Source organism: Sphingomonas sp. Ant H11 (assembly GCF_000797515.1).
Lineage (GTDB): Bacteria > Pseudomonadota > Alphaproteobacteria > Sphingomonadales > Sphingomonadaceae > Sphingomonas.
The window spans coordinates 17911-43115 of sequence record NZ_JSBN01000067.1; the positions used below are offsets into that span (position 1 = coordinate 17911).

General features: G+C 64.0%; 20 protein-coding genes, 2 tRNA genes and 4 pseudogenes. 13 read left to right on the forward strand and 13 right to left on the reverse strand.

The annotated features are described in order from the left end of the window. Window positions 1-13: 13 nt before the first annotated feature. Window positions 14-1258 (reverse strand): TetR/AcrR family transcriptional regulator, encoded by a 1245-nt coding sequence (locus NW75_RS13620; protein WP_033965745.1) that lies wholly within the window; start codon window positions 1256-1258, stop codon window positions 14-16. A 144-nt stretch (window positions 1259-1402) separates the two neighbouring features. On the opposite strand from NW75_RS13620, the gene NW75_RS13625 reads away from it, so the two are divergent. From NW75_RS13625 to NW75_RS13645, 5 genes and pseudogenes are all read left to right on the forward strand, one after another. Then, window positions 1403-2686 (forward strand): acyl-CoA dehydrogenase family protein, encoded by a 1284-nt coding sequence (locus NW75_RS13625; RefSeq protein WP_033965746.1) that lies wholly within the window; start codon window positions 1403-1405, stop codon window positions 2684-2686. Next, window positions 2683-3768 carry a Zn-dependent alcohol dehydrogenase gene (locus tag NW75_RS13630; protein ID WP_033965747.1) on the forward strand — a complete coding sequence of 362 codons (1086 nt, stop codon included), beginning with the start codon at window positions 2683-2685 and terminating at the stop codon, window positions 3766-3768. Before NW75_RS13625 ends, NW75_RS13630 begins: the two co-directional genes overlap by 4 nt. Next, a pseudogene (locus NW75_RS13635) lies at window positions 3768-4834 on the forward strand (phosphotransferase family protein). Before NW75_RS13630 ends, NW75_RS13635 begins: the two are co-directional and overlap by 1 nt. A 24-nt stretch (window positions 4835-4858) precedes the next feature. Continuing rightward, entirely contained in the window at window positions 4859-5623 is a 765-nt protein-coding gene (locus NW75_RS13640) for an SDR family oxidoreductase (protein ID WP_033965748.1), read from the forward strand. Between the two features lie 11 nt (window positions 5624-5634). Continuing rightward, window positions 5635-6435 (forward strand): SDR family NAD(P)-dependent oxidoreductase, encoded by an 801-nt coding sequence (locus tag NW75_RS13645; RefSeq protein ID WP_033965749.1) that lies wholly within the window; start codon window positions 5635-5637, stop codon window positions 6433-6435. A gap of 106 nt (window positions 6436-6541) precedes the next feature. On the opposite strand, the gene NW75_RS13650 is transcribed toward NW75_RS13645, so the two are convergent. The 5 genes from NW75_RS13650 to NW75_RS13670 form a co-directional block, all read right to left on the reverse strand. After that, window positions 6542-7420: an acyl-CoA thioesterase gene (locus tag NW75_RS13650; RefSeq protein ID WP_033965751.1), complete on the reverse strand. Its 879-nt coding sequence runs from the start codon at window positions 7418-7420 to the stop codon at window positions 6542-6544. After that, a complete protein-coding gene (locus NW75_RS13655) occupies window positions 7420-8547 on the reverse strand; it encodes an acyl-CoA dehydrogenase family protein (protein ID WP_033965752.1) in 1128 nt (375 codons plus the stop codon). Before NW75_RS13655 ends, NW75_RS13650 begins: the two co-directional genes overlap by 1 nt. 119 nt (window positions 8548-8666) lie before the next feature. After that, window positions 8667-9845: an acyl-CoA dehydrogenase family protein gene (locus NW75_RS13660; RefSeq protein WP_033965753.1), complete on the reverse strand. Its 1179-nt coding sequence runs from the start codon at window positions 9843-9845 to the stop codon at window positions 8667-8669. 54 nt (window positions 9846-9899) lie between these two features. Continuing rightward, on the reverse strand, window positions 9900-11930 hold the full coding sequence (locus tag NW75_RS13665; protein ID WP_033965789.1) for a 3-hydroxyacyl-CoA dehydrogenase NAD-binding domain-containing protein: 2031 nt from the start codon (window positions 11928-11930) through the stop codon (window positions 9900-9902). Window positions 11931-12040: 110 nt separating this feature from the next. Then, window positions 12041-13273 carry a serine hydrolase domain-containing protein gene (locus tag NW75_RS13670; RefSeq protein ID WP_033965755.1) on the reverse strand — a complete coding sequence of 411 codons (1233 nt, stop codon included), beginning with the start codon at window positions 13271-13273 and terminating at the stop codon, window positions 12041-12043. Window positions 13274-13454: 181 nt separating this feature from the next. Here NW75_RS13670 and NW75_RS13675 point away from each other — a divergent pair. After that, a pseudogene (locus NW75_RS13675) lies at window positions 13455-15153 on the forward strand (class I adenylate-forming enzyme family protein). 4 nt (window positions 15154-15157) lie between these two features. Here the strand turns inward: NW75_RS13675 and NW75_RS13680 are convergent. Further along, complete coding sequence (locus NW75_RS13680; RefSeq protein ID WP_033965756.1) at window positions 15158-16132, reverse strand: CPBP family intramembrane glutamic endopeptidase; 975 nt, start codon at window positions 16130-16132, stop codon at window positions 15158-15160. Window positions 16133-16177: 45 nt separating this feature from the next. Beyond that, window positions 16178-17645 (reverse strand): annotated as a pseudogene (locus NW75_RS13685) (FGGY family carbohydrate kinase). A 54-nt stretch (window positions 17646-17699) separates the two neighbouring features. Here NW75_RS13685 and NW75_RS13690 point away from each other — a divergent pair. From NW75_RS13690 to NW75_RS13700, 3 genes are all read left to right on the forward strand, one after another. Continuing rightward, on the forward strand, window positions 17700-18914 hold the full coding sequence (locus NW75_RS13690) for an AI-2E family transporter (RefSeq protein ID WP_033965757.1): 1215 nt from the start codon (window positions 17700-17702) through the stop codon (window positions 18912-18914). A 45-nt stretch (window positions 18915-18959) separates the two neighbouring features. Then, window positions 18960-19036 (forward strand) — tRNA-Asp (locus NW75_RS13695). Window positions 19037-19207: 171 nt separating this feature from the next. Next, a tRNA-Asp gene (locus NW75_RS13700) sits at window positions 19208-19284 on the forward strand. Window positions 19285-19307: 23 nt separating this feature from the next. Here NW75_RS13700 and NW75_RS13705 read toward each other — a convergent pair. The 4 genes from NW75_RS13705 to NW75_RS13720 form a co-directional block, all read right to left on the reverse strand. Beyond that, window positions 19308-19520, reverse strand: coding sequence for a DUF2842 domain-containing protein (locus tag NW75_RS13705; protein ID WP_033965758.1), 213 nt, complete (start codon window positions 19518-19520; stop codon window positions 19308-19310). After that, entirely contained in the window at window positions 19517-20071 is a 555-nt protein-coding gene (locus NW75_RS13710; protein ID WP_033965791.1) for a 5-formyltetrahydrofolate cyclo-ligase, read from the reverse strand. Before NW75_RS13710 ends, NW75_RS13705 begins: the two co-directional genes overlap by 4 nt. A 240-nt stretch (window positions 20072-20311) precedes the next feature. Further along, complete coding sequence (locus NW75_RS13715; protein ID WP_033965759.1) at window positions 20312-20599, reverse strand: cell division protein ZapA; 288 nt, start codon at window positions 20597-20599, stop codon at window positions 20312-20314. Beyond that, complete coding sequence (locus NW75_RS13720) at window positions 20599-20784, reverse strand: hypothetical protein (RefSeq protein ID WP_029622315.1); 186 nt, start codon at window positions 20782-20784, stop codon at window positions 20599-20601. The genes NW75_RS13715 and NW75_RS13720 overlap by 1 nt, the downstream gene beginning before the upstream one ends. 198 nt (window positions 20785-20982) lie before the next feature. Between NW75_RS13720 and gap the strand changes: the two genes are divergently transcribed. The 3 genes and pseudogenes from gap to NW75_RS13735 all read left to right on the forward strand — a co-directional run bounded on the left by gap (window position 20983) and on the right by NW75_RS13735 (window position 23649). Next, entirely contained in the window at window positions 20983-21993 is a 1011-nt protein-coding gene (gene gap, locus NW75_RS13725; protein ID WP_033965760.1) for a type I glyceraldehyde-3-phosphate dehydrogenase, read from the forward strand. Beyond that, window positions 21993-22450, forward strand: a pseudogene (locus tag NW75_RS13730) (MOSC domain-containing protein). Before gap ends, NW75_RS13730 begins: the two are co-directional and overlap by 1 nt. 5 nt (window positions 22451-22455) lie before the next feature. Further along, window positions 22456-23649, forward strand: coding sequence for a phosphoglycerate kinase (locus NW75_RS13735; protein WP_171010437.1), 1194 nt, complete (start codon window positions 22456-22458; stop codon window positions 23647-23649). On the opposite strand, the gene NW75_RS13740 is transcribed toward NW75_RS13735, so the two are convergent. Then, window positions 23650-24165, reverse strand: coding sequence for a TlpA family protein disulfide reductase (locus NW75_RS13740; RefSeq protein WP_033965762.1), 516 nt, complete (start codon window positions 24163-24165; stop codon window positions 23650-23652). A gap of 130 nt (window positions 24166-24295) precedes the next feature. On the opposite strand from NW75_RS13740, the gene NW75_RS13745 reads away from it, so the two are divergent. Beyond that, window positions 24296-25204, forward strand: a complete 909-nt coding sequence (locus tag NW75_RS13745) for a class I fructose-bisphosphate aldolase (protein WP_033965763.1) — start codon at window positions 24296-24298, stop codon at window positions 25202-25204. The last annotated feature ends 1 nt before the right edge of the window (window position 25205 follow it).

The following is a 25205-nucleotide window of genomic DNA, read 5'->3' on the forward strand; positions in this document are numbered from 1 at the left end:
GCCGGGGCGACGGTTATTGGTCTAAAATCCGGTCGTCGAACAAGCCGAATGCCAGCGTCGAGGCGTAATAGCCGATCGCGCGCTCGCGTGTCATGGTGTGCGCCCATTTGCGCATGTCGAACGCGGCATTTTGCATCGCCATCAGCGCTTGCGCGGCGATCAGCGGGTCGACCGGGCGGATCGAGCCTTCGGCGATGCCGTCGCTCATCGTGCCGGCGAAACGGCGCGCGATCCGGTTCGAACGATCGACCATTGCGAGCCGCGCCTGTGACGGCAGGCCGGAAAGCGCGGTGGTGCGCAACAGCGGCCCACGTTCGGAAAACTGGACGTCGAGCAGTGTGGCAATCGTCCCCGAAAGACGCTCCCAATGGCTGCCGCCCCGATCATCGGCAAGGCGTTGCGCATCGGCGACGGTATCAAGGCTGCGTTTGTAGCAGGCGAGCACCAGATCGTCCTTGGCATCGAGATGGTGGTAGAAACTGCCCTTGGTGACGTTGAGTTCGGAAGCGATCTTCTGCACCGAGGCACCGCGATAGCCGAGCTGGTTGATCAACCGCGTTGCGGCGAGCAGGAATGCCTCGCGGCCCGGCTCGGGCTCGTCATGCGCGAGATCGATCAACTCGGGTGCCCAACGCGCGTTCGGCCCGGCGATGCCGTGTGCGAACACGTCCATCAAGCGCTCTTCGACGCGCGGATATTGGTCGAGATCGTAGCGGTTGAGCCACACCGGCAGCCAGAAGGTGTTTTCCAGCAACACATGCGCCCGCCCGCCGTGCAAATCGGTTTGTGCGCGATTGGCGGTCGGGCCCCACAGGCTCCGCGTTTTGCGGAAGACTTCGCGCCAGCCGGCCATCAGGCGGCCGAGCACGGGCTCTTCCATTGCGCGCAGATCGGACAGGATGGCGAAGGACGTTTCCTCTCCACGCTGGATCCGCGCCAACCGGGCCATGTTGAGCGACAGATATTTGGCGACTCGGGCGCGGGGCGTCGGCTCGGCGAGCGATTCCTCGAGCATGCCCAGCAGCCGCTCCAGCGTATGCTCGAAGCATGCCGCCGCCAGATCTTCCTTGCGCTTGAAATAATATGTCACGCTGGTGGTGTTGAGGCCGACCCGGCGCGCGACGTCGGCGAAGGTCATGCCCTTCGCGCTCTGTTCGTTGATCGCTTCGGCTGCGGCAGCCAAGATGGCGTCGCGCTTGGCGCGAAAGCGCTTGGTGCTGGTGTCTTCCTCGGGCGGAATGGTGTCGGGGGCCTCCATGCCGGAAACTGTAACATCATCTTTTAGAAGAAACAGTCATTTTTGTTGGCTGCGGCATTCCGCGCATTTTGAGCGGCAAAGACGCTTTACCGAATACGCGGTACGGTCTAACCAGCGATCCGACAGCAAGATCGGAGAGCGCAGATGGACTTCAGCTTCAGCGAACGCGAAACCTATTTTCGGGACCGCGTGAAGGGGTTCATCGACCAGCAGATCCGTCCGCGCCAGGCCGAATTCGACGCACAACACGACGCGGGCGAGCGCTGGAAGGTCATTCCCGTCATCGAGGAGATGAAGGAAAAGGCGAAGGCGGCCGGGCTGTGGAATTTCTTCATGCCGCCGCATTCGGGGCAAAGCCATGTCGATGACAGCTTCGTGTTCGAAGGCACCCAACTGACCAATCTCGAATATGCGTTATGCGCCGAGGAGATGGGCAAGGTCGGCTGGGCCAGCGAATGTTTCAATTGTTCGGCACCCGATACCGGCAATATGGAGGTGCTCCACCGTTATGGTACGCGCGAGCAGAAGGAGCGGTGGCTGCGGCCATTGATGAACGGCGAGATTCGATCCGCCTTCCTGATGACCGAGCCTGCGGTGGCATCCTCCGACGCGACCAACATCGAAACCTCGATCGTGCGCGATGGCGACGAATATGTCATCAACGGGACGAAATGGTGGTCGTCGGGCGTGGGCGATCCACGCTGCAAGATCGCTATCACCATGGGCAAGACCAACCCCGATGCATCGCGCCACAGCCAGCAGAGCCAGGTGCTGGTGCCGATGGATGCCCCCGGCGTGACGATCAAGCGTATGCTGTCGGTCTATGGCTATGACCACGCACCGCATGGCCACGGCGAAGTGGTGTTGAAGGATGTGCGCGTTCCGGTCGAGAACGTCCTGTTGGGCGAAGGGCGCGGGTTCGAGATTGCGCAAGGGCGGCTCGGGCCGGGGCGCATCCACCATTGTATGCGCACGATCGGGACGGCCGAAACGGCGATCGAGGCGATGGCGAAGCGGCTGTTGTCGCGCGTCGCCTTCGGCAAGCGCATCGCTGACCATAGCGTGTGGGAAGAACGGATCGCGCGCGCGCGGATCGACATCGAGATGACGCGGCTGCTGTGCCTGAAGGCCGCCGACATGATGGACAAGGCCGGCAACAAATCGGCCCAGCTCGAAATCGCGATGATCAAGGTGCAGGCCCCCAATATGGCACTGAAGATCCTCGACGACGCCATTCAGGCACATGGTGGCGCGGGTGTCTCCAGCGATTTCCATCTGGCGCACGATTGGGCGGCGATGCGCACCCTGCGCTTCGCGGACGGCCCGGATGAAGTCCACAACCGCGCGATCGCCCGCAACGAGTTTGGCAAATATGCCGAGTTCAAGGTGGATCGTCCGTCGAGCGGCGATCTGGCGGTGTCGCGGTGAAAGCGGCCGTCCTTTATGCGCCAAAAACCGAGTTGGTGATCGAGGACATCGCGATCTCCGATCCGGGGCCCCGCGAAGTGCTGATCCGCACCGTCGCGTGCGGGGTATGCCGGTCCGACCTGCATTTCGTCGACGGGGCGTTTCCGCACCCGATGCCGACGGTGCCGGGTCATGAAGCGGCTGGGATTGTGGAGGCGGTTGGCTCGGACGTCGCGCATTTGAAGGTGGGCGATCATGTCATCACCTTCTTCACGGTGTTCTGCGGCGCGTGCGAATTTTGCGTGAGCGGGCGACCGTCGCTGTGCATCGATCCCTCGACGCGGCGGGCGAAGGGCGCGCCGCCGCGACTGAGCCTGAAGGACGGCACGCCGCTCGCCCCGTTCCTCAACCTTTCGGCCTTTGCCGAGATGATGTTGGTGCACGAAAATGCCTGCGTCGCGATCAGCAAGGAGATGCCGCTGGACCGGGCGGCGTTGCTTGGCTGCGCGGTGATTACGGGCGCGGGGGCAATCTTCAACGACAGCCAATTGCGCCCGGGCGAAAGCGTTGCCGTAATCGGCTGCGGCGGGATCGGGCTCGCGGCGATCAACGCCGCCAAGATTGCGGGCGCGGGACAGATCATCGCGATCGACCCCGTCGCCGACAAGCGCGCGCTGGCGGAGAAGCTGGGTGCCACGCACACGCTCGATTCGAACGATCCCGATCTGGCGAAGACGGTTGCCGGGATGACCGGGGGCGGGGTGCATTATGCGATCGAGGCGGTCGGGCGGCCCAACACCGCCGAACTTGCCTGGACGATCCTGCGGCGCGGCGGCACCGCGACGATCCTCGGCATGATCGCGCCGGGTGGGGAGGTGAAGATCGCCGGGCCGACCTTCCTGACCGGCAAGAAGTTGCAAGGGTCGTTGCTGGGATCGACCCGCTTCCCGATCGACATGCCGCGACTGGTGCAATTGTATCTCGACGGCAAACTCGATCTCGACACGATGGTGGCGGAGCGGATCGCGCTTGAAGGCGTCAACCATGCGCTCGCCAATTTGCGCACCGGGGACACGGTGCGGTCTGTGATCGAGTTCGCATGATGGCCGACAGCGCGGACGTCACGATGGTCGGGACGATCCCGGTGCCCGCCGATGACACGATCGACGCAGGCGCGGTGGCGGCGTGGATGAAGGGCCATATGCCCGCAATCGACGGTCCTGTCACGCTATCGAAGTTCAAAGGCGGTCAGTCGAACCCGACATATCGCGTTGATGTATCAGGGAAAAGCTATGTTTTGCGGCGTCAGCGTTCGGCAAGCTGTTGCCCTCTGCGCATGCCGTGGACCGTGAATATCGGCTGATTGCAGGGCTGCATCCAACCGGCTTTCCGGTGCCGACGCCGTTCGGGCTATGCGAAGATCCAGCGGTTATCGGATCGATGTTCTATGTAATGGAACTGGTCGAGGGGCGCAGCCTGTGGGACGGCGCGCTTCCGGGCATGACCCCGGCCGACCGGCGCGCGCATTACGAGGCGATGGTCGATACGCTCGCCGCCTTGCACAACACCGATTATGTCGCGGCGGGGCTGGGCGATTATGGCCGCCCGGGCAATTATTTCGAACGCCAGGTGGCGCGCTGGACCAAGCAATATCGCGCGTCCGAAACCGAGCATATGCCAGCGGTCGAGGCGTTGATCGAATGGCTGCCCGCCACCCTGCCAGATCAGACCCGCACGTCGATCGTCCACGGCGATTTTCGCATCGACAATATGATCTTTGCGGCCGACGCGCCGCGCGTCGCGGCGGTGCTCGACTGGGAATTGTCGACACTGGGCGATCCGCTGGCCGACATCGCCTATTTCCTGATGAACTGGGTGACCGAGCCAGAGGGGCGATCGGGCGTGAAGGGACTGGATGGTCCCGAGAGCGGCATACCGACCGTGGACGAGGTGGTGGCGCGCTATTGCGCGGCAACAGGGCGGGACGGTCTGCCCAACCTCAACTGGTACTTCGCCTACAGCCTGTTCCGCCTGACCGGCATTGTCCAGGGCATCAAGAAACGCATCGTCGATGGCACTGCCTCCAGCGCGCAAGCGGCGCGGACGGCCGAGCGGGTCGGCCCGCTGGCCGAAGCGGCGTGGGATTTCGCCAAGAAGGCAGGCGCGTAAGCGCGGGCCGAAAGAGGGAAAAGCATGAGCCAATTCGACCTGAGCGGCAAAGTCGCCATCATCACCGGCTCCTCGCGCGGGATCGGCAAAGCGAGCGCGTTCGAATTGGCGGAGCATGGCGCGAATGTGGTAATCTCCAGCCGCAAGCAGGAGGCGTGCGATGCCGTGGCCGCCGAGATCAACGCGCGTTATGGGGAAGGCCGCGCGATCGCGGTTGCCGCCAACATCTCCGACAAGGCCGGGCTGCAACATCTGGTCGATGCCACGCGTGCCGCCTTTGGGCAGATCGACGTGCTGGTGTGCAATGCCGCATCCAACCCTTATTATGGCCCGCAGGCGGGGATTGCCGACGAGCAATTCCGCAAGATTCTCGACAACAACATCGTGTCGAACCACTGGCTGATCGCGATGGTCGTGCCAGAAATGCGCGCGCGCAAAGCGGGGAGCATCATCATCATTTCGTCGATCGGCGGGTTGCGCGGCTCGACGCTGATCGGGGCCTATTGCATTTCCAAGGCCGCTGACATGCAATTGGCGCGCAATCTCGCGCATGAGTTCGGGCCCGATAACGTCCGGGTCAACTGCATCGCGCCCGGCCTGATCAAGACCGATTTCGCGCGCGCCTTGTGGGAAGATCCCGAGCGGATCGAGGCCGCCAACAAGACGGTGCCCCTGCGCCGGATCGGCGAGCCCGAGGAAATCGCCGGGGCGGTGGTGTTCCTCGCCGCGCAAGCGAGCAGCTTCATGACCGGCCAGACGATCGTGCTCGATGGCGGCGTGACGATTTAGGAGAGGCAGATATGGCGCGCTTTACCGGCAAATCGATCATCGTAACGGGCGCAGGATCGGGCATCGGGCGGGCGACGGCGCTCTTGTTTGCGCGCGAGGGCGGATCGGTGATCGTTGCAGACCAGGCCGAGACGGTCGAAGAAACCGCGGATTTGATCGATCGCGCTGGCGGCACCGCCCATGCGATCCGGATCGATGCCGGAAATGAGGAGGACGTGGTGCGCGCGGTGAATGTCGCGTGCGAATATTATGGGGGTCTTGACGTCATGTTCGCCAATGCCGGGATTTCCGGTGGGATGGCGAATATCTTCGATACCGATGTCGCGCTGATCACCGAAGTGCTGCGCGTCAATTTGATTGGTCCGTTCCTCGCGATCAAACACGCCGCACCCAAGATCGCCGAGCGTGGCGGTGGCGCGATCGTGCTGACCGCGAGCGTCGCGGGCATCCGCTCGGGCGCGGGGTCGCCGGCCTATTCCGCATCCAAGGCTGGCGTTATCAACCTGGCGATGGTGTCGGCGCAGCAGCTTTCGGGATCGAATGTCCGCGTCAACGCGATCTGCCCCGGCTTGACCGAGACGGGCATGACCAGGCCCACCTTCGATTATGCGCGCGACGCGGGGAAGATGGATCGGCTCGGTCGGCTGAACCCGCTGCGACGCGGCGCGCAGCCCGAGGAACTGGCGGAAGTCGCTGCCTTCCTGGCATCGGATGCGGCAAGCTATGTCAACGGGCAGGCGATTGCGGTTGATGGCGGGCTATCCAGCAGCCACCCGGTTACCCGGCAGGACTATGGCAAGACCGCCGTGTAACGCCCAAATCCGTTCGGGCTGAGCCTGTCGAAGCCCTCCTCGCCCAGGCACCGCCATCGCATAGGGGATGGCCCTTTGACGGGCTCGGGGTGCACGGAAGATCAGCTCATTCGCGCAGGCGGATCAGCCCTTCCTGCGCGACGCTGGCGACCAGACGACCGTCACGCGTGAAAATCTTGCCGCGATTGAACCCGCGCGCATGCCCCGCCCAGGGGCTGTCGCAGGCATAGAGCAACCAGTCGTCGGCGCGGAAATCCTCGTGCAGCCACACCGAGTGATCCAGGCTGGCGCTCTGCAATTTGTGGGTGAGCCAGTTGACACCGTGCGGCAGCGTTGCCGTGCCGAGCAGCGACATGTCCGAGGCATAAGCGAGCACCGCGCGGTGCAGGGCGGGATCATCGGGAATCGGCGCAACGACGCGAAACCAGCTGTTCTGGAACGGTGCCTGTTTGACCGGATCCAACCAACTGCGCGGCGAGACCGGGCGAATTTCCACCATACGCGGGCGCAGGAAATTGGCACGGAAGCGATCGGGAATGCGGTCGATCATTGCGAGCCGGATATCGCGATCGTTGGTGAGGCCCTCGGGTGGGGGGACGTCGGGCATCGCGTCCTGATGGGTGAGGCCGCCCTCAGGCATCTGTAGCGAGCAAGCAAGGTTGAGGATCGGCACGCCGCGCTGTGTCGCGATCACGCGACGGGTGGAGAAACTCTTGCCGTCGAAATCGCGCACCACCCGGTACAGGATCGGGTGGTCCTCCGCCCCCGGTCGCATGAAATAGGCGTGAAGCGAATGCGCGGCGCGTGGCGCATCGGTCGAGCGTTGCGCTGCCTGCAACGCCTGCGCGATGACCTGTCCGCCGAACACGCGCCCGAACCCGTCATTGCCGCGGATGCCGCGATACAGATCGGTGTCGATCTCCTCGACATCGAGCAAATCGACGAGGTTTTGCGCAAGCTCGGCGGGCGTGGGCAGGTCGTCCATCAATAGCCCGCCGCCCGCGCGATCCGGTCCGCATGGAAATTGGCGTCGCCGAACATCTCGGCCAGCACGCGCGCGCGCTTCATGTAGAAGCCAATGTCATATTCATCGGTCATGCCGATCCCGCCGTGCATCTGGACGCCTTCCTGCACCGACAGCGTCGTCGCCATGCCCGTCATCGCTTTGGCAACCGACACGGCGGTGTCGGCGGCATCGCTCCCGGCGTCCAGCAACTGTTGCGCCTTCAGTACCGCCGCCCGCGCGACCTCCATCTCGGAATAGAGATGCGCGGCGCGGTGCTGCAGCGCCTGAAAGCTGCCGATCAACGCGCCAAACTGCTTGCGTTCCTTGAGATAGCCAACCGTCATGTCCATCGCGCCGCCACCGACGCCGAGTAGCTCGGCGGCGGCCCCCGTGCGTCCGGCGCGGAGCAAGCGGTCGAGTGGCGAGCGGCCATGATCGACCTCGCCAATCACCGCGTCGGCATCGACCTCGACGCCGTCGAATTCGAGCCGCGCGGCGAAGCTGGCATCGGCGAGGCGCTCGGGCGTCGCGGTCAGGTTGGCGGCACCCTTGGGGATGGCGAAGAGCGTAATGCCTTCGGCATCGTCGGCATTGCCTGTGGTGCGCGCGGCAACGATCAGCAGATCGGCGACATGCCCGTGGGTGACGAATTGCTTCTTGCCGGTGAGCTTGAAGCCGTTACCCGAGCGTTCGGCCTGCAATCCGATCGTGTCGCGATGCTTGGCAGCTTCGTCGATCGCAAGAGCGGCGACGGTTTCACCCGCGAGGATGCCGGGGAACCAGCGCGCGGCATGGGCGGTGCCCTTGAGCGCTTCGACCGCGGCGACGGCGGTGGCGAGGAAGGGCGAAGGCGACAGGTTGCGGCCGATTTCCTCCAGCACCACGCCCGCCTCGACATGGCCGAGCCCAAGGCCGCCCTCGGCTTCGTCGATCAAAATGCCGGTAAAGCCCATTTCGGCGAAGCTCTTCCACAGGTCGCGGCTGAATCCGGCGGCGTCCTTGCTGTCGCGTAGCGCGCGCATGTGCGTCACCGGCGCATGGTCGGCGACGAAGTCGCGGATCGTGTCCTGAAGCGCTGTCTGATCGTCGTTGAGATAGAGTGGCATGTGTCAGTCCTAACAATGCGTCACCCCGGCCTTGTGCCGGGGTCCACCGCGCCTCGGGCCGAGCCGCTGGTGGGAGAAGTGGACCCCGGCACAAGGCCGGGGTGACGGCTCCCTCGATTTTACGACGGCAATTCCAGGATCCGCTTGGCGATGATGTTGAGCTGTACCTCGCTCGTCCCGCCCTCGATCGAATTTGCCTTGGTTCGCAACCATGCGCGCGCCTCACGCCCGCCGCCCGACGCGTCGCTTTCCCATTCGAGCGCGTTCGATCCGCCTGCCGCCATTTGCAGTTCATGGCGGGCCTTGTTCAGCTCGGTGCCGTAATATTTCATCATCGAGGGTTGCGCGGGGTGCGCGCGGCCTGCTTTCAACTCGTCGATAAAGCGTTCGGACATCGCCCCGAACGCCTGGGAGCGGACCTCGAACGTCGCGATCGCCGCGCGCAGCAGCGGATCGGCCAAGCGCCCGTCATGGTCGAGCCCAACCGTCGCGATCGCACCTTCGATCAACGGGTTACCACCGTTTCCTGCCAGGCCCATACCGGAAATCATTTCGCGTTCATGGCCGAGCAGATATTTGGCGACATCCCAGCCCTTATTCTCCTCATGCACACGCTGCGATTTGGGCACCTTCACATTGTCGAAGAAGGTTTCGCAGAAGGGCGAATAGCCCGAGATCAGCAGGATCGGCTTGGTCGAAACACCGGGCGAGGCCATGTCGAACAGCACGAAGCTGATGCCGCCCTGCTTTGACTCCTTAGAGGTGCGAACCAGGCAGAAAATCCAGTCAGCCTTGTCGGCATAGGACGTCCAAACCTTCTGGCCGTTGACGATATAATGGTCGCCCGCGTCCTCGGCCGAGGTGGCGAGGCTGGCGAGATCGGAGCCGGCATTGGGTTCGCTATAGCCCTGGCACCAACGGATTTCGCCGCGTGCGATCTTGGGGAGATAATCGAGCTTCTGCTCCTCGGTGCCATATTTGAGCAGCGCCGGTCCGAGCATGGAAATACCGAAGGAATTGAGCGGATTACGCGCCTTTATTGCTGCCATTTCTTCGCGCAAAATCTTGGTTTCGGCAGGCGACAGGCCGCCGCCGCCATAAGCCGTCGGCCAATCGGGCACGGTCCAGCCGCGCGAGGCCATGGCATCCATCCACGCCTTCTGGCCCGGTTGGAAATCGGGATTACGGCCGCCCCAGCAGGCATCCTTTTCCGACCGGATCGGCTCGCGCATTTCGGGCGGGCAATGCGCTTCGAGCCAGGCGCGCGTCTCGGCGCGGAAGGTGTCGAGGTCCGTCATATCGTCTCCTCCATTCGTCTCGTGCGCTCGCGCCGTTCGCCGCGAGCGCGGCGCTCAATTGAAGCGACCGTTGCTTTCGGCCTTGCTCTTCAGCAGCTCCGCCACCGCGAAGCCGTGTTTTTCGAGCCCGGCCACGATCTTCTTGAGCCCTTCGGTATCCGCCCAGAACATGGGCCCGCCGCGATAGACCGGCCAACCATAGCCATAGATCCACACCACATCGATGTCGGACGCGCGCTGCGCCATCTTCTCCTCGAGGATCAACGCGCCTTCATTGACCATGGTGTAGAGCGTCTTCTCGACGATCTCCTCGTCGCTGATCTCGCGCTTTTGCAGGTTCGATTTCGAGCGGAAATCCTCAATGATTTCAGCGACGCGGGGCGAGGGCGTCGGGTTGCGCTTCTCGTCATAATCGTAAAAGCCCTTGCCGGTCTTTTGCCCCCAACGGCCTTCGGCGGCGAGCGCGTCGCGGATGTTTTCGATGCGCGTCGGGTCGCGATGCCAGCCAATGTCGACGCCGGCGAGATCGCTCATCTGGAACGGCCCCATCGGCATGCCGAAGGCGACGTGGACGCGGTCGATCTGCTCGGGCGTCGCCCCTTCCAGCAGCAGCTTCATCGCTTCGACCTGGCGGGGTTTCAGCATTCGGTTGCCGATGAAGCCGTCGCACACCCCGGCGACCACCGCGACCTTCCGGATCGTCTTGGACAGCGCCATGACGGTCGCGAGCACATCGTCATCGGTCTGTGCGCCGCGCACGACCTCGAGCAGTTTCATCACGTTGGCGGGCGAGAAGAAGTGCATCCCGAGCACGTCGCCGGGGCGCTTGGTCACCGAGGCGATCTCGTCGATGTTGAGATAGGAGGTGTTCGACGCGAGGATCGCCTTGGGCTTGGCGATGGCGTCGAGCTTGGTGAAGATCTCCTTCTTCACGTCCATATTCTCATACACGGCCTCGATGATGAGGTCGCACTCGGCGAGGGCACTAAAGTCGAGCGTGGGGGTCAGCGCGCCCATTGCGGCCTCGACCTGTTCGGGCTTCAAGCGGCCCTTGGCGGCGGAGGCTTCGTAATTCTTGCGGATCACGCCGGTGCCTCGGTCGAGCGCGTCCTGCGCCATTTCGACGATCGTGACGGGGATGCCGGCGGACAGGAAGTTCATCGAGATGCCGCCGCCCATCGTGCCCGCGCCGATGACGCCGACGCGCTTGATCTCGCGGAGCGGGATTTTGGGATCGATGCCGTCGATCTTGGCGGCCTGGCGCTCGGCGAAGAAGATGTGGCGTTGCGCGGCGGACTGCACGCCCATCATGAGCTTCATGAATTCCTGCCGCTCGAAGGCGATGCCTTCGTCGAAGCTGGAGCCGTCGGTTGCCTTTTCGACGCAGGCGATATTGGCAGCGGGCGCGTCGAAGCCGCGGAAGCGCTTGGCGTTGTCTTTTTTGAACGCCGCAACCGCCTCGGGATCGGCTTGGGCCGTCTTGTCGCGCGCGCGGGGCAAGGGGCGCGCATCGGCGACGTCGCGCGCGAAGGCGATCGCGTCGGCAACCAAGCTGTCCTCGCCCGCAATCCGGTCGATCAGCCCGGCGGACAAAGCGAGCTTTGCCGGAATCGGATCACCCTTGGCGGTCAGTTCGAGCGCAAGCTTCACGCCCGCGATGCGTGGCAGGCGCTGCGTGCCACCCGCGCCGGGCAACAGGCCAAGCTTGACCTCGGGTGTGCCGATTTTCGCGCTGGGGACAGCGATGCGATAATGGCAGCCGAGCGTCACCTCGCACCCGCCGCCGAGCGCGGTGCCGTGGATTGCGGCGACCACCGGCTTGTCTGCGGCTTCGATCATGTCGACCACGGTCGGCAGGCCCGGCTCCTGCATCGGGCGGCCGAATTCGGTGATGTCGGCCCCTGCGAAGAAGGTGCGGCCATCGCAGCGGATCACCATCGCCTTTACCTGCGGGTTGGCGAGGCCTTCCTTGATCCCGGCCTCCAGCCCCTGCCGCACCGCCGCGCCAAGTGCGTTTACGGGCGGGTTGTTCGAGATGATGACGAGGACGTCGTCGTGGAGTTCGGTGGTGATCGGGCTAGTCATCGGCATTCTCCTAAGCGTCACCCCGGCCTTGTGCCGGGGTCCACCGCGCCTCTCTAGAAAAGCGCTGGTGGATGAGTGGACCCCGGCACAAGGCGCGGGGTGACGGAAAATCAGGTCAGCGCACTGTAGATCAACGTCTTCAGCTCGCGGCGGATCGGGTAGACATTGCTCGGGCTCATTTGCGTCATGAACACCATCGACAACTGCTCGACCGGATCGACGAAAAAGGCGGTCGAGAACATCCCGCCCCAATAATATTCGCCGACCGAACCCGGAATCATCGAGCGCGCGACATCGATGTTGACCGCGAAGCCCAGACCAAAACCGGTGCCGGCATTGGCGGTTTCGCTGAACAGCGACTTAGACATTTTCGACAGATCCGAGCCGCCTGGCAGGTGGTTCATCGTCATCAGTTCGATCGTCTTGCGCCCGACGATGTGCGCGCCGTCGAGCTCGCCGCCGTTCAGCAGCATCGTACAAAACCGATGATAATCGAGCGCGGTCGAAACCAGGCCGCCGCCGCCCGACACCAGCTTGGGCGGGCGGCTCCACGCGCTCGCTTCGCCGCGGTCATACAGGAAGCGGCCCTTTTCGGGGGTGAAGGTGTAGCAATCGGTGAGCCGGTCGATTTTGTCTTCGGGCACCGCGAAAAAGGTGTCGTCCATCTTGAGCGGAGCAAAGATCTGCGTGCGGAAGAAGTCGGCGAGCGACTGACCCGAAACCTTCTCGACCACCGCGCCCAGCACATCGGTCGAGACCGAATAATTCCATGCCTCGCCGGGCGAAAATTCGAGCGGCACTTTCGCGACCGCTTCGATGAAACCGTCCAGATCGAGGTTGCCGTGCCAGTTCTCGATTTTGCCCTCGCGATAGGCGGCGTCGACATAGGACCGGTTCTGGAAACTGTAGGTCAGCCCCGATGTGTGGCGGAGCAAGTCGAGCATCCGCATCGGCTCGCTGGTCGGGCGGGTCTGGAATGGCACGCCACCCCCGCCGCCATTGTACACGCCGACTCCCTTGAACGCGGGCAGGACGTGATGGACGGGCGTGTCGAGCGCGACCTTGCCCTGCTCCAGCAGCATCATGAAGGCGATCGAGGTGATCGGCTTGGTCATCGAGGCGATGCGGAACAACGACCCTTCGTCGATGCTTTTGCCGCCCTCGCGCGCCGGCCCTTGCGAGGAGAAGTGCGCGATGTCGCCGCCGCGTGCGATCAGGATCTGCGCATTGGCCAGCCGCCCGGAATCGAGATAGCGCTCCTTCAGGAAAGTATCGATCCGCTCCAGCCGTGCAGCGTCGAATCGTCCGATCTCCGGCATCGTTCTGCCCATAGCGATTTCCATACCCTCACTTCGAAAGTCCTATTCCCCTATTGCCTTGAGTCACGCATGAATCAACACTAACCTTGCGATCAGCGCTGGTTTTGGCAAACCCGAGTTTCAACTCGGGCGTGCGACCGGCTAGGGAAGAGGATGCATCGTGGATACAGAACCGCTTGTCGTGCTCGATCCGGCATGGCCGAAAATGACACTGGCGCAGGCGACCGCCGCGCTGACGGCGGCTGGCACCAAGTTCGAGATCGAGACGGTGACGATCGGTGGTATTCCGACGCGGGTGTGGAAACATGCGCCGCCGTCGCTCGCGTGGCTGATCGCCGCGTCGCGGATGCATGGCGAGCGACTGTTCACCGTCTATGAGGATGAACGCGTCAGCTATGCGGCGAATTTTCGCGCGGTGGCTGCGCTGGCGCATGCGCTGGTCGCGATGGGAATCGGCAGGGGCGACCGTGTCGGGCTGGCGATGCGCAATTTGCCCGAATGGCCGGTAATCTTCTTCGCCGCCGCCAGCATCGGTGCGATCGTGGTGCCGCTCAATGCGTGGTGGACCGCAGGCGAGCTCGAATATGGCATCGATGATTCGGGGTGCCGTGTGCTGTTTGTCGATAACGAACGCTATCAGCGGTTGGTGGCGCACGCCCCGCCTTTGCCCGCATTGGAGACAATGATCGTGGCGCGCGCGCCGGGCCTGGTCGGCGACGGCGCACAGCGGCTCGAGGATCTGATCGGCACGCCGCACGACTATGCGCAATTGCCCGACACGGAACTGCCCCCGATCGAGATTGCGACCGACGACGACGCGACGATTTTCTACACAAGCGGCACCACCGGCAATCCGAAGGGGGCGCTCGGCACGCATCGCAATTTGATGACCAATATCCTCAGTTCGGCTTTTGGCGGCGCACGCGCTTTGTGCGGCGTGGCGAAGCTGTACCCGACCCGCAACCAAGGACCTATCTGACCGTCATCCCAATGTTCCATGTGACGGCATGCAGCGCAACGATGATGGGTTCGATAGCGGCAGGCAACACGTTGGTGTTCATGCGCAAATGGGATCCGGTACGCGCGATGGAGATCATTCAGACGGAGAAGGTTCACGCCACCGGCGGCGTGCCGACGATCGCCTGGCAGATATTGGAGCATCCTGAGCGCGCCCGATATGACCTCTCCTCGCTGGAGATGATCGCTTATGGCGGTGCGCCATCGGCCCCCGAGCTCGTGCGGCGGATCTACACCGAATTTGGCGCGCTGCCGTCGAACGGCTGGGGCATGACCGAAACGATGGCGACGGTGACCGGACACGGTGCCGAGGATTATCTTGCGCGGCCGACCAGCGCCGGGCCGCCGGTGCCCGTTGCGACCTCAAGATCATGGACGAAGACGGTATCACCGAGCTGCCGATCGGCGAGGTCGGCGAATTGTGGGCGCGTGGGCCAATGGTGGTCAAAGGCTATTGGAACAAGCCGGAGGCGACCGCCGCCACTTTCGTCGACGGCTGGGTGCGCACCGGCGATCTCGCACGGCTCGACGAGGAAGGCTTCGTCTATATCGTCGATCGCGCCAAGGACATGATCATCCGCGGCGGCGAGAACATCTACTCATCGGAGGTCGAGAACGTGCTCTATGCGCATCCGGCGGTGACCGATTGCGCGCTGATCGGCATCCCGCACCGCACGCTGGGCGAGGAACCGGCGGCGGTGGTCCACCTTGCCCCAGGTACGACCGCAACCGAGGCGGAATTGCAGGCGTGGGTGCGCGAGCGGCTGGCGGTGTTCAAGACGCCGGTGGCGATCCGCTTCGTTCCCGAAACGCTGCCGCGCAATGCCAACGGCAAGATCTTGAAGAAGGACCTTAAGGGCCTGTTTGAGGATCGCGCCGCCGCCTGAGCGATCAGGCGTCGAACGCGGCCGCGCGACGCGGCAGCGTGCGGTGAATGATAAACACCGTCAGCAGCAGCGTGGGAACCACCAGGATGCTCCCCTCCGGCCCGGTTTCGCCGCCCGAAAGCAACGCGGCCCCGGCCGGGTGCGAGGCAAGCAGGTGCCCCTCCATCGCCAGCCCGGAATCGCGCACGCCATACAGGAAGGATTGCGCCCAGTCCCACGTTGCGTGGAAGCCGATCGCCCACCACAGCGACCCGGTGCGATACAGCACATAGACGAAGGTGAGCCCGGCGAGGGCGACGCTGACCAGCCCCATCGCCGTTTCGCCCTTATTGGCGAGATGCCCGCCCGCAAAAACCCCGACCGAGAAGACCAGTGCCGCCACCCAGAACCCGATCGTGCGGGCGTTTTTGCTGGCGGGAGCCACGGCGCGCACAATTCCCGCGACACCCCGCGCAAGCGTGTATTGCAGGAAACCGCGGGTCAGAAATTCCTCGAACAGGCCGACCAGGCAGAAGGCGAAGAACCACGCCGCGCCATACCCCAGCGCCGCACTGCCGCCGATCGCGAAGCCGTCGAACACCAGCGCGCCGGACAGCGTCAGCATTCCCACCAGCAGCGACAGCATGGCAATGCCCCAGGCCATGCCGGTGAGCAGATCGGGCACAGCGCGCTCCCGGCGCAGGCCATAAGCAGCGAAGGGGCGACGCTCGATCCGCGACATCAGCCAAGAGGTGACGAGCAGCACCGCGAAGGTGAGCGCTTCGCCCTTGATCGATGGGATGACGCCTTGCGGCGCACCTGAAGGGGGGTGGGGAGGCTTTCCGTTGATAAAGGTTGCCGCAGCCACCGCGCCGATCGTGAGCACGGTCAGGATCAGGCAAAACAGCAGCAGACTCCACCCCGCACGTAGCCCGTCGTTACCGATGAAAATGCGGCGGAGTCCCCGGTCACGGGGCTGAGCGGTGTCGGCGTCGGTCATCAAGGTCCCCCCGGCGATTTTGGGCGTGTCGTGGTAGGCGGTCGATCAGTTCGGCGCGATAACCCGCTGGACCGCGCGGCACCACCCGTCGAGTCGGTCGACGCGGGTCTGCTCGGCGATTTGCGGGGTGAAGGTTTCAACGTGTCCACGCATCGCGCTGGCCTCTGCCAGATTGGCGAAAAGGCCACAGCCGACTCCCGCCAGCATCGCCGCGCCCAGTGCGGTTGTCTCGGCAAATTTGGGGCGCTCGACATTGACCCCGAGAATGTCGGACATGTCCTGCGCCATCCAGTTATTGGCGACCATCCCGCCATCAATCCGCACACACGCCCAGTCGACGCCGTCCGCAGCAAAGGCGGTTTTCAGGTCGTGCGCCTGATGCGCCATCGCCTCCAGCGCGGCGCGCACGATATGCGCCTTGCCGGTCGAAAAGCTTAAGCCCGAGATGGCGGCGCGCGCTTCGGGTTCCCACCACGGCGCACCCAGGCCGGAGAGGGCCGGTACGAGGAAGGTTCCGCCATTGTCGGGAACGCTGCGCGCCAGTATCTCGGTTTCCGCAGCGGTGCCGATCAGGCCGACCGCGTCGCGCAACCATTTGATCAAGCTGCCCGCGACGAATACCGAGCCCTCCAGCGCATAAGCGCGTCGCCCGTCAATCTGCCACACGATCGTGGAGAGCAACCGGTTGCGCGAGGTCGGCGGGATCGGCCCGGCCTGGCTCAGGACAAATGCGCCGGTGCCGAAGGTCGCCTTGGTCTCGCCGATCTCGAGGCAGGATTGGCCGATGGTTGCCGCTTGTTGATCCCCGGCGATGCCGCAGATCGGGATGGGCGCGCCGAACAACCGGGTTTCACCGAAATGCCCGGCGCAATCGACGATTTCGGGCAAGGCCGAGCGGGGGGCACCGAACAGCTCGATCAGTCCGTCATCCCAATGGCCGCTGCCGATCGCCATCAGCGCGGTGCGGCTGGCGTTGGTGGCGTCGGTGATGTGCAGGCCGCCCGTCAGCTTCCAGATCAGCCAGCTTTCGACCGTGCCGACAGCGAGTCGCGATCCGGCGGTTTTTACGGCATCCCAATGCGCCATCGCCCAGCCGATCTTGCTCCCCGAAAAATACGGGTCGAGCAAAAGGCCGGTCTTGGCCTGCACCATCGGCTCATTGCCCGCCTCTTTCAGCGAGCGGCAGGTCGCTGCGGTACGCCGGTCTTGCCAGACGATCGCGGGGGCAAGCGGTTCGCCCGTTTCGCGGTCCCAGAACACGATCGTCTCGCGCTGGTTGGTAATGCCGATCGCGGCAATCTTTTCGGCACCCCCCACTTTTTTCTATCGCCGTGCGGGCGACCGCGAGGGTTTTTGTCCAGATCTCGGACGCGTCGTGCTCGACTCGCCCGGGTTCGGGATAATGCTGGGTCAGTTCTGCGCCCGCCGTCGCCACACAGCTGCCGTCGAGGCGAAAAGCCATGGCACGCGTCGAGGTCGTGCCTTCGTCTATAACGAGAATGAGGTCTGACATGGGACAAGGGCTAGCGCGGTTTGCGCGGCGAGGGAATGCCGCTAGGAACGGGACATGGCAGATCGGGATGAAAGCAAGAGCGACGCGTTCGGCCTGACCGCGACGCGTGCGCATGACACTGAGGAGGAACGTCGCATTGGATTGCGGCGCGATCGCCTGTTGGCCGCACTGACGCTGATCGCCGGCGTGGGCCTGGCATTGGCGCTGCCCTTTGCGTTGAAGGCAGGGGCCGAGTTCTTTCTGCCAACCACCGCCGCTTTGGTGATCGCGATCGCCTTGGTTCCTGTTCTGGAATGGTTTGAGCGACGGCGCGTGCCGTCTGCGCTCGCTGCGTTGATTTGTGTGTTGTTGTTTCTGGTCGCGGCAAACGTTGCGCTGGCGGCGATCGTAGTTCCCGCGACGGAATTTTTTCGTCGCTTGCCTGAACGGATCGACCGGATCCAGATGAACATCGCGCCCCTGATCGATTTCTATTCGAGTTTCGAGCGTTATCTCAATCGCACGGTGCAACATCTGGCTGCATCGGGGCCGGTCCGGGCACCGGCCACCACTGCAGTCGCACCGCCGAGTTCGATCTTGGAGCTCGCCGCGAGTTTTGCGCCATCGGTGATCGTGCAGGTGTTCTTCGGGATCCTGGTGGTGTTCTTCTTCCTCTCGGGCTGGACCGGGCTACGCAAGAAGACGATCACCAGCCGCGCCAGCTTCGGCGGGGCAATGGCGACGGCGCGGGTCATTCAGGATGTCGTGGACGATACGTCGGCCTATCTTGGTACGATTACGATCATCAACCTGTCCTTCGGCCTGATCATCGCCGGCGTGTTGTGGGTGATGGGAATGCCCTATCCGTTGATGTGGGGGGGGATCGTCGCCTTGCTCAACTACGTCCCGTATTTCGGCCCGATCACGGCGGCGTTGCTACTCGCGCTGGGGGGATTGATGACCTTCCACGACATCTGGGTCGCGCTTGTGCCCGCCTTTGTGATGATCGGGTGCCATTTGATCGAGGCGAATGCGGTCACGCCGTTGATTGTCGGGCATCGCTTGACCATCAACCCGATCATGATTTTGGTGTCGATCAGTTTCTGGAGCTGGGTGTGGGGCACGGCGGGCACGCTGCTGGCGGTGCCCTTGCTGATCATCATCCAGACCGTGCTGGGGGCAGCAGGCAAGCCGGATATTGCAGGTTTTCTGTTTGAACACGGCACCTTGACCCGACCGCGTCGCGGCCGCGTCGATGCTTCTTTCGAAGAAAGTGAAACGGAGCGTTGACAGGCTAGGGGGCGTCGCTTAGGAGCCGCGCCTCACGCTTTTCAAGCGGGTGTAGCTCAGTTGGTTAGAGCGCCGGCCTGTCACGCCGGAGGTCGCGGGTTCGAGCCCCGTCACTCGCGCCATTCCCCGCAAATTGCTTGGGAAGGCCGCGATATCCCCTCAATTTTTTGACGTCCTGCAGCCTGGGTTCAGGCATTAGTGTTGAACGTTCGACGAACAATCGTATCGTGTTCTCCTGAGGTCATTGACAGGGTAGGGGGCGTCGCTTAGGAGCCGCGCCTCTCGCTTCTCAAGCGGGTGTAGCTCAGTTGGTTAGAGCGCCGGCCTGTCACGCCGGAGGTCGCGGGTTCGAGCCCCGTCACTCGCGCCATTCCCCTTCATGCCCAGGGGGAATCAGCGAAATTTCCCTGTCTCCATCCACGCCAGCATGCGCCGCATCGGCAGGATCCAGATCCAGGCGATGCCAGCGATCAGATAGAATGCGGCCTGCAACAATGGATGCCAGCCGCCGACCAGGCGAGACAGGCTGGCAACCAGGATGCACCACACGCCGATCAACACCAGAATCGCCAGCATCCCGACGGGTTTACGCCAACTTGGGGTCATGGTCGGGGAATCCATCCACATTCGGTGATGACGGCGTGGAGCGGCATGTCCCACGCTTCGGTCCGCAAGGACTCGACCTGTTGCACGCTCCACGCAACCCCGATCCGCCAAGCGTCGGGAAACGTCGCAAAGGCGCGGTCATAATAGCCCGCACCTTGCCCCAGCCGATCGAGCTTCGCGTCGAACGCCAGCAACGGCGTGAGGATGATGTCGGGGACTACCTCTGGCGCGTCGCTGGGAGGCTGGGAGAGCCCGTACCGGCCCTCGACAAGCGCCGAGTACCCATCCCAGCCCAGAAAGCGCATGGGCGCTTCCCGCGTGGTTATGTGGGGCAAAGCCAGACGGCAGCCTGCGGCCAGTGCCGCAGCGGCGAGGTGTTGGGGATCGGCTTCGCTGCCGATGGGGATGTAGGAGGTAACGATCCGCCCCGGTTCCAGCAGCGCAAGCAAGGCCGCCGGTGCCGCGATCGGTGCGGGGGATTGGCCGAAAAAGCGGTCGCGCTCGGCGCGAATCCGCGCGCGCAACGCCCGCTTGTCGATCGTGGTCTGCATCACGGTCTCTCGTCCGGCGATGGCCAATGCGTGGCCTGAGCGCCACGGGAAAGCGGGGTGGCGGGACCGCCGTGGCCGTGTGCCGGGTTATCCTCTGACGCACGGTACGTCAGGTGGGGACCATGTGCGTCGGGCCAGGGCCCGGGCAGGGACAGCCCCCTTGGATGATGAATAGCCTCAGGGATAATAAAGGCTCGTACCGGGCAGTGCCCGCCGCCGACCGATATAGGCGCTTGTGCGCTATTGCTCAAGGGATGTGGCGAGCGCTTCGAGCCGTTCGGCGATGCGCGTGAGCAGGACCTCGTCCTGGATCTTGGCGGGGCGACGTTCCGCCTCATCCAGGGCGTCTGCCAGCATCAGGGCGACGAACAGCATCGTGCGTTCGCCATTCATTCCGCCCGACGCGCGCGCTGCGGTGGCCCATTTCGCGTCCAGCAATGCGCCGAGACGAAGCAATTGATCTTCCTGCCCGTCGGGACAGGCCACGGTGTGGCGACGGTCACCGATTGTCAGCGTAACGTCGCCCATCACTCGCCCTCGCGCTGCAGGATGGCGTCGAGCGCGGCGATGGCTTCCGCCATGCGGGTGCGCAGCGTTTCATGGCGGCGGGCCAATACTTGGCTGTGGGTTATCCGCGCTTGGGCTGCGGCGTCGATACGAGCGAGGGCACGGTCGATCCGGTCGAGCGCGGCAGGATAAGGGACGTCTGCCATCCTCACGAGATAGCATGGCGCGAGGCGGGGACAAGGCGCATTTGTGACGAGTTCGTGTCATCCGTTCGGATTGCACGATGAAGAGGGCGGAACGGGGCGGGCGGTTGACGTGCCCGCCTGTCGCCCGCAAAGACGCGCGCATTCGAAGGACTCGGTGGCGCGCTGCTACAGGGTCAGCCGCTTGAAGGAGCCAGCATTATGACGATCAAGGTAGCGATCAACGGTTTCGGGCGCATCGGCCGCCTGGTCGCGCGCGCGATTCTCGAGCGGGGCGATAGCGGCCTCGAACTGGTGACGATCAACGATCTGGCCGATGCCAAGTCCAACGCCTGGCTGTTCAGCCGCGACTCGGTCCATGGCAAATATCCGGGCGAAGTGTCAGCCGAGGGCAATGACCTGGTCGTCGATGGCAAGCGCATCCGCGTGACCGCCGAGCGCGACCCCGCCAATCTGCCGCATGCCGAGCAGGGCATCGACATCGTGCTCGAATGCACCGGCTTCTTCACCGATCGCGCGAGCTGCCAGAAGCATCTCGATGCCGGTGCCAAGAAGGTGCTGATCTCGGCACCCGGCAAGGGCGTCGATCTGACCGTCGTCTACGGCGTCAACCACGACAAGCTCGAAGCGGCGCACACGATCGTTTCCAACGCATCGTGCACCACCAACTGCCTGGCACCGGTTGCCAAGGTGCTGAACGACGCGCTGGGCATCGAGCGCGGTCTGATGACCACCGTCCACGCCTACACCAACGACCAGAAGATCCTCGACCAGATCCACCCCGATCTGCGCCGCGCGCGCGCTGCCGCGATGAACATCATACCGACCACGACCGGTGCCGCGCGCGCGGTGAGCGAAGTGCTGCCTGAACTTAAGGGCAAGCTCGACGGTTCGGCGATCCGCGTGCCGGTCCCCGATGGCAGCCTCATCGACCTGACCTTCATGCCGAGCCGCGACACGACCAAGGAAGAGGTCAACGCGATCCTGAAGGCAGCGTCCGAGAACGGCCCGCTGAAGGGCGTGCTGGTCTTCTCGGACGAGCCGCTGGTCTCGGCCGACATCGTTCACACGCCTGCCTCGTCGACGGTCGACAGCCTGGAGACCGCCGTGATGGACGGCAAGCTGGTGCGCGTCGTCAGCTGGTATGACAATGAATGGGGCTTCTCCAACCGCATGGTCGACACTGCGGGGGCAATGGGCAAGTTCCTCTGATGGGGGTTCTGGCGGGCATCGCCCGCCATGGCCGCCCGAAGGGTCCGATGGAGACCGTCGACCATGTCGACGTGACACTGGAGGGCGGTCTCCACGGCGATTTTCGCGGGGTGATCAAACCCGGTGGCAGGGGACGGCGGCAAGTCACGCTGCTCGAACTTGCTGATTGGGACGCGGCAATGGCCGAGGTCGGCCACAGCCTGCCCTGGTTCGAACGCCGTGCGAACTTGCTGGTCGAAGGGCTTGATCTACCGCAGACCCCGGGCACGCGGCTGCGGATCGGCGAAACGGTAGTCTGATGATTACGCGCGAAACCGATCCGTGCGAGCGCATGGAAGCGCTCGCCCCCGGATTGAAGGCGGCGCTGCTGCCAGATTGGCGCGGGGGTGCGTGTTCGCGCGTCCTGGTCGGCGGGACGATCCGCGTCGGCGATGCAATTGTGGTTCTTGAGGAGTGATGGACATGACGCGGGCCTTCAAGACGTTGGACGACATGGGCGATGTGCGCGGCAAGCGCGTGCTGGTACGCGAAGATCTCAACGTGCCGATGCACGACGGCGCGGTGAGCGACGATACGCGGCTGCGCGCGACCGTACCGACGGTGACCGAGCTTTCCGACAGGGGCGCGATCGTGCTGATTCTCGCGCATTTCGGGCGCCCCAAGGGCGTCCCCTCGGCCGAGCTGTCGCTGAAGCAACTGGTTGGCCCTTATGCGGTCGTGCTCGGTCGGCCGGTGACCTATGTCGATTGGGAAGGCGATGCCGCAGCGGTTGCGGCGTTGCAGCCCGGCGACATTGCCGTGCTGGAGAATACGCGCTTCTTTGGCGGCGAGGAAAAGAACGATCCGGCGGTGATCGACCGCTTTGCGGCGCTGGGCGACCTGTATGTGAACGACGCCTTCTCCGCCGCGCACCGCGCGCACGCCTCGACCGAGGGGCTGGCGCACAAGCTGCCGGCCTTTGCGGGCCGCGCGATGGAAGCGGAACTCGACGCGCTCGACAAGGCGCTGGGCAACCCTGAGCATCCCGTGGCGGCGGTGGTCGGCGGGGCCAAGGTTTCGACCAAGCTCGATGTGCTGAAGCATCTGGTTACCAAGGTGGACCACCTCATCATCGGCGGCGGCATGGCCAACACCTTCCTTGCGGCGCGCGGCGTCGATGTCGGCAAGTCGCTGTGCGAGCACGAACTGACCGGAACGGCTGAGGAAATCTTCGAGGCAGCGGACAGCGCAAACTGCACGATCCATTTGCCCTATGATGTGGTGGTGTCGAAGGAATTCCGCGCCAACCCGCCGGTCCGCACCGTCAATGTGCATGAAGTCGCCGCCGACGAGATGATCCTCGACATCGGACCGGCTGCGACCGAGGCACTCGCCGATGTGCTCAAGAATTGCCGGACGCTGGTGTGGAACGGGCCGCTGGGCGCGTTCGAGACGCCGCCGTTCGACACGGCGACGGTTGCGCTGGCGAAGACCGCCGCCGCTCTGACCAAGAGCGGCTCGCTCGTCTCGGTGGCGGGCGGTGGCGACACGGTTGCCGCGCTCAACCAGGCGGGCGCAGCGGACGACTTCACCTTCGTCTCGACTGCCGGTGGCGCGTTCCTGGAGTGGATGGAAGGCAAGGACCTTCCCGGTGTCGCCGCGCTGTCGCGCGGATGATCAGCTTTGCGGGGTCGGTGGTGCCGGCTCCCGCAACAGCGGGACGAGTTCGGCGTTGAGCGAATCGAGATCGAACGCCGCTGCCTTGGCGTAGCGGACATGGCCCGAGCGATCGATGATGTAGTTGGTCGGAACCCCGCTCAGGATCGGGTAATTGCCCTTGATCCGGCGTGCGGAGGGCATGTGCATCACCGCAAACAGCTTCTTCAATTGGAAGAGCGGCAGCGAATCCTCGGTGGCGATGGTGAACACCTTGAGGCCGTGGATTTTTTGCAGCTCGTAATACATATCGAGCGTGGGCAGTTCCTTCTTGCACGGCCCGCACCAGGTGGCCCAGAAATTGAGCACGACGACCTGGCCGCGCAAGGCGTCTGACGAGACCTTGCTGCCATCGATCAGCGTGAGTTCGAAGGGTGGCGCGACATCACCCACCTTGGGCGCTCCGCCCGCGCCCAACAAGGCGACAGCGGCCAGCGCCAATGCGCCCGACAGTGCGACTTTCGAAAAACGGCGCATGGCTTTCCCCCCTCAGAGATGCCCGCGAGCGTGCCGCGCCCCAAGGCGCGCGTCAAGCGTTGCCCCGGAGGATCGGGGTCGCTAACACCCGCGGCCATAACAACACCGCTTTAGGAAATGGGAGCTTCCGATGACGCCACAGGTCAAGGCCATTCTCGACAAATATGAGTCGGACAACCCTGCAACCAAGGCCAATCTCGCCCGCATCCTGATGCAGGGGAAGCTTGGCGGCACCGGCAAGCTGGTGATTCTGCCGGTCGACCAGGGGTTCGAGCATGGCCCGGCGCGCAGCTTCGCGGTCAACCCGGCGGCCTACGACCCCCATTATCACTATCAGTTGGCGATCGATGCCGGCCTGTCGGCTTATGCGGCACCGCTCGGCATGCTGGAGGCGGGGGCGGAGACCTTTGCCGGGCAGATCCCGACGATCCTCAAGGTCAACAGCTCGAACAGCTGGGCGCAGGGCGCGAACCAGGCGGTGACCGGCAGCGTCGAGGATGCGGTGCGGCTTGGTTGCGCGGCGATCGGCTTCACCATCTATCCCGGTTCGGACGATTTGTTCGACATGATCGGGCAGATTCGTGAGCTTTCGGCCGAGGCAAAGTCGGTCGGCATCGCCACCGTGATCTGGTCCTATCCGCGCGGCGGCATCCTGCCCAAGTCGGGCGAACTGGCGCTCGATGTCGGTGCCTATGCCGCGCACATGGCGGCGTTGCTGGGTGCGCACATCATCAAGGTGAAGCTGCCGAGCGACCATATCGAGCAGAAGGAAGCCAAGCCCCTTTATGAGGGCACCGACTGGTCGAAGCAGGCGGACCGGGTGCGCCATGTCGTGCAGGCGAGCTTTGCCGGGCGGCGGATCGTGGTGTTCTCGGGCGGCGCGGCCAAGGGTGCCGATGCGGTCTATCAGGACGCGCGCGACATTCGCGATGGCGGTGGCAACGGCTCGATCATCGGTCGCAACACCTTCCAGCGCCCGCGCGCCGAGGCGCTCGAGATGCTCGCCAAGATCATCGCGATCTACAAGGGCGAGGAGTAAA

Excerpts from the sequence above, each read along its gene's own strand:
- NW75_RS13735 (WP_171010437.1), top strand. The coding sequence starts at position 22,456 with ATGACGCGGGCCTTCAAGACGTTGGACGACATGGGCGATGTGCGCGGC.
- NW75_RS13650 (WP_033965751.1), bottom strand. The coding sequence starts at position 7,420 with ATGGACGACCTGCCCACGCCCGCCGAGCTTGCGCAAAACCTCGTCGAT.
- gap (WP_033965760.1), top strand. The coding sequence starts at position 20,983 with ATGACGATCAAGGTAGCGATCAACGGTTTCGGGCGCATCGGCCGCCTG.
- NW75_RS13645 (WP_033965749.1), top strand. The coding sequence starts at position 5,635 with ATGGCGCGCTTTACCGGCAAATCGATCATCGTAACGGGCGCAGGATCG.
- NW75_RS13740 (WP_033965762.1), bottom strand. The coding sequence starts at position 24,165 with ATGCGCCGTTTTTCGAAAGTCGCACTGTCGGGCGCATTGGCGCTGGCC.
- NW75_RS13640 (WP_033965748.1), top strand. The coding sequence starts at position 4,859 with ATGAGCCAATTCGACCTGAGCGGCAAAGTCGCCATCATCACCGGCTCC.
- NW75_RS13655 (WP_033965752.1), bottom strand. The coding sequence starts at position 8,547 with ATGCCACTCTATCTCAACGACGATCAGACAGCGCTTCAGGACACGATC.
- NW75_RS13690 (WP_033965757.1), top strand. The coding sequence starts at position 17,700 with ATGGCAGATCGGGATGAAAGCAAGAGCGACGCGTTCGGCCTGACCGCG.
- NW75_RS13705 (WP_033965758.1), bottom strand. The coding sequence starts at position 19,520 with ATGACCCCAAGTTGGCGTAAACCCGTCGGGATGCTGGCGATTCTGGTG.
- NW75_RS13745 (WP_033965763.1), top strand. The coding sequence starts at position 24,296 with ATGACGCCACAGGTCAAGGCCATTCTCGACAAATATGAGTCGGACAAC.
- NW75_RS13680 (WP_033965756.1), bottom strand. The coding sequence starts at position 16,132 with ATGACCGACGCCGACACCGCTCAGCCCCGTGACCGGGGACTCCGCCGC.
- NW75_RS13625 (WP_033965746.1), top strand. The coding sequence starts at position 1,403 with ATGGACTTCAGCTTCAGCGAACGCGAAACCTATTTTCGGGACCGCGTG.
- NW75_RS13665 (WP_033965789.1), bottom strand. The coding sequence starts at position 11,930 with ATGACTAGCCCGATCACCACCGAACTCCACGACGACGTCCTCGTCATC.
- NW75_RS13715 (WP_033965759.1), bottom strand. The coding sequence starts at position 20,599 with ATGGGCGACGTTACGCTGACAATCGGTGACCGTCGCCACACCGTGGCC.
- NW75_RS13720 (WP_029622315.1), bottom strand. The coding sequence starts at position 20,784 with ATGGCAGACGTCCCTTATCCTGCCGCGCTCGACCGGATCGACCGTGCC.
- NW75_RS13620 (WP_033965745.1), bottom strand. The coding sequence starts at position 1,258 with ATGGAGGCCCCCGACACCATTCCGCCCGAGGAAGACACCAGCACCAAG.
- NW75_RS13710 (WP_033965791.1), bottom strand. The coding sequence starts at position 20,071 with ATGCAGACCACGATCGACAAGCGGGCGTTGCGCGCGCGGATTCGCGCC.
- NW75_RS13660 (WP_033965753.1), bottom strand. The coding sequence starts at position 9,845 with ATGACGGACCTCGACACCTTCCGCGCCGAGACGCGCGCCTGGCTCGAA.
- NW75_RS13670 (WP_033965755.1), bottom strand. The coding sequence starts at position 13,273 with ATGGAAATCGCTATGGGCAGAACGATGCCGGAGATCGGACGATTCGAC.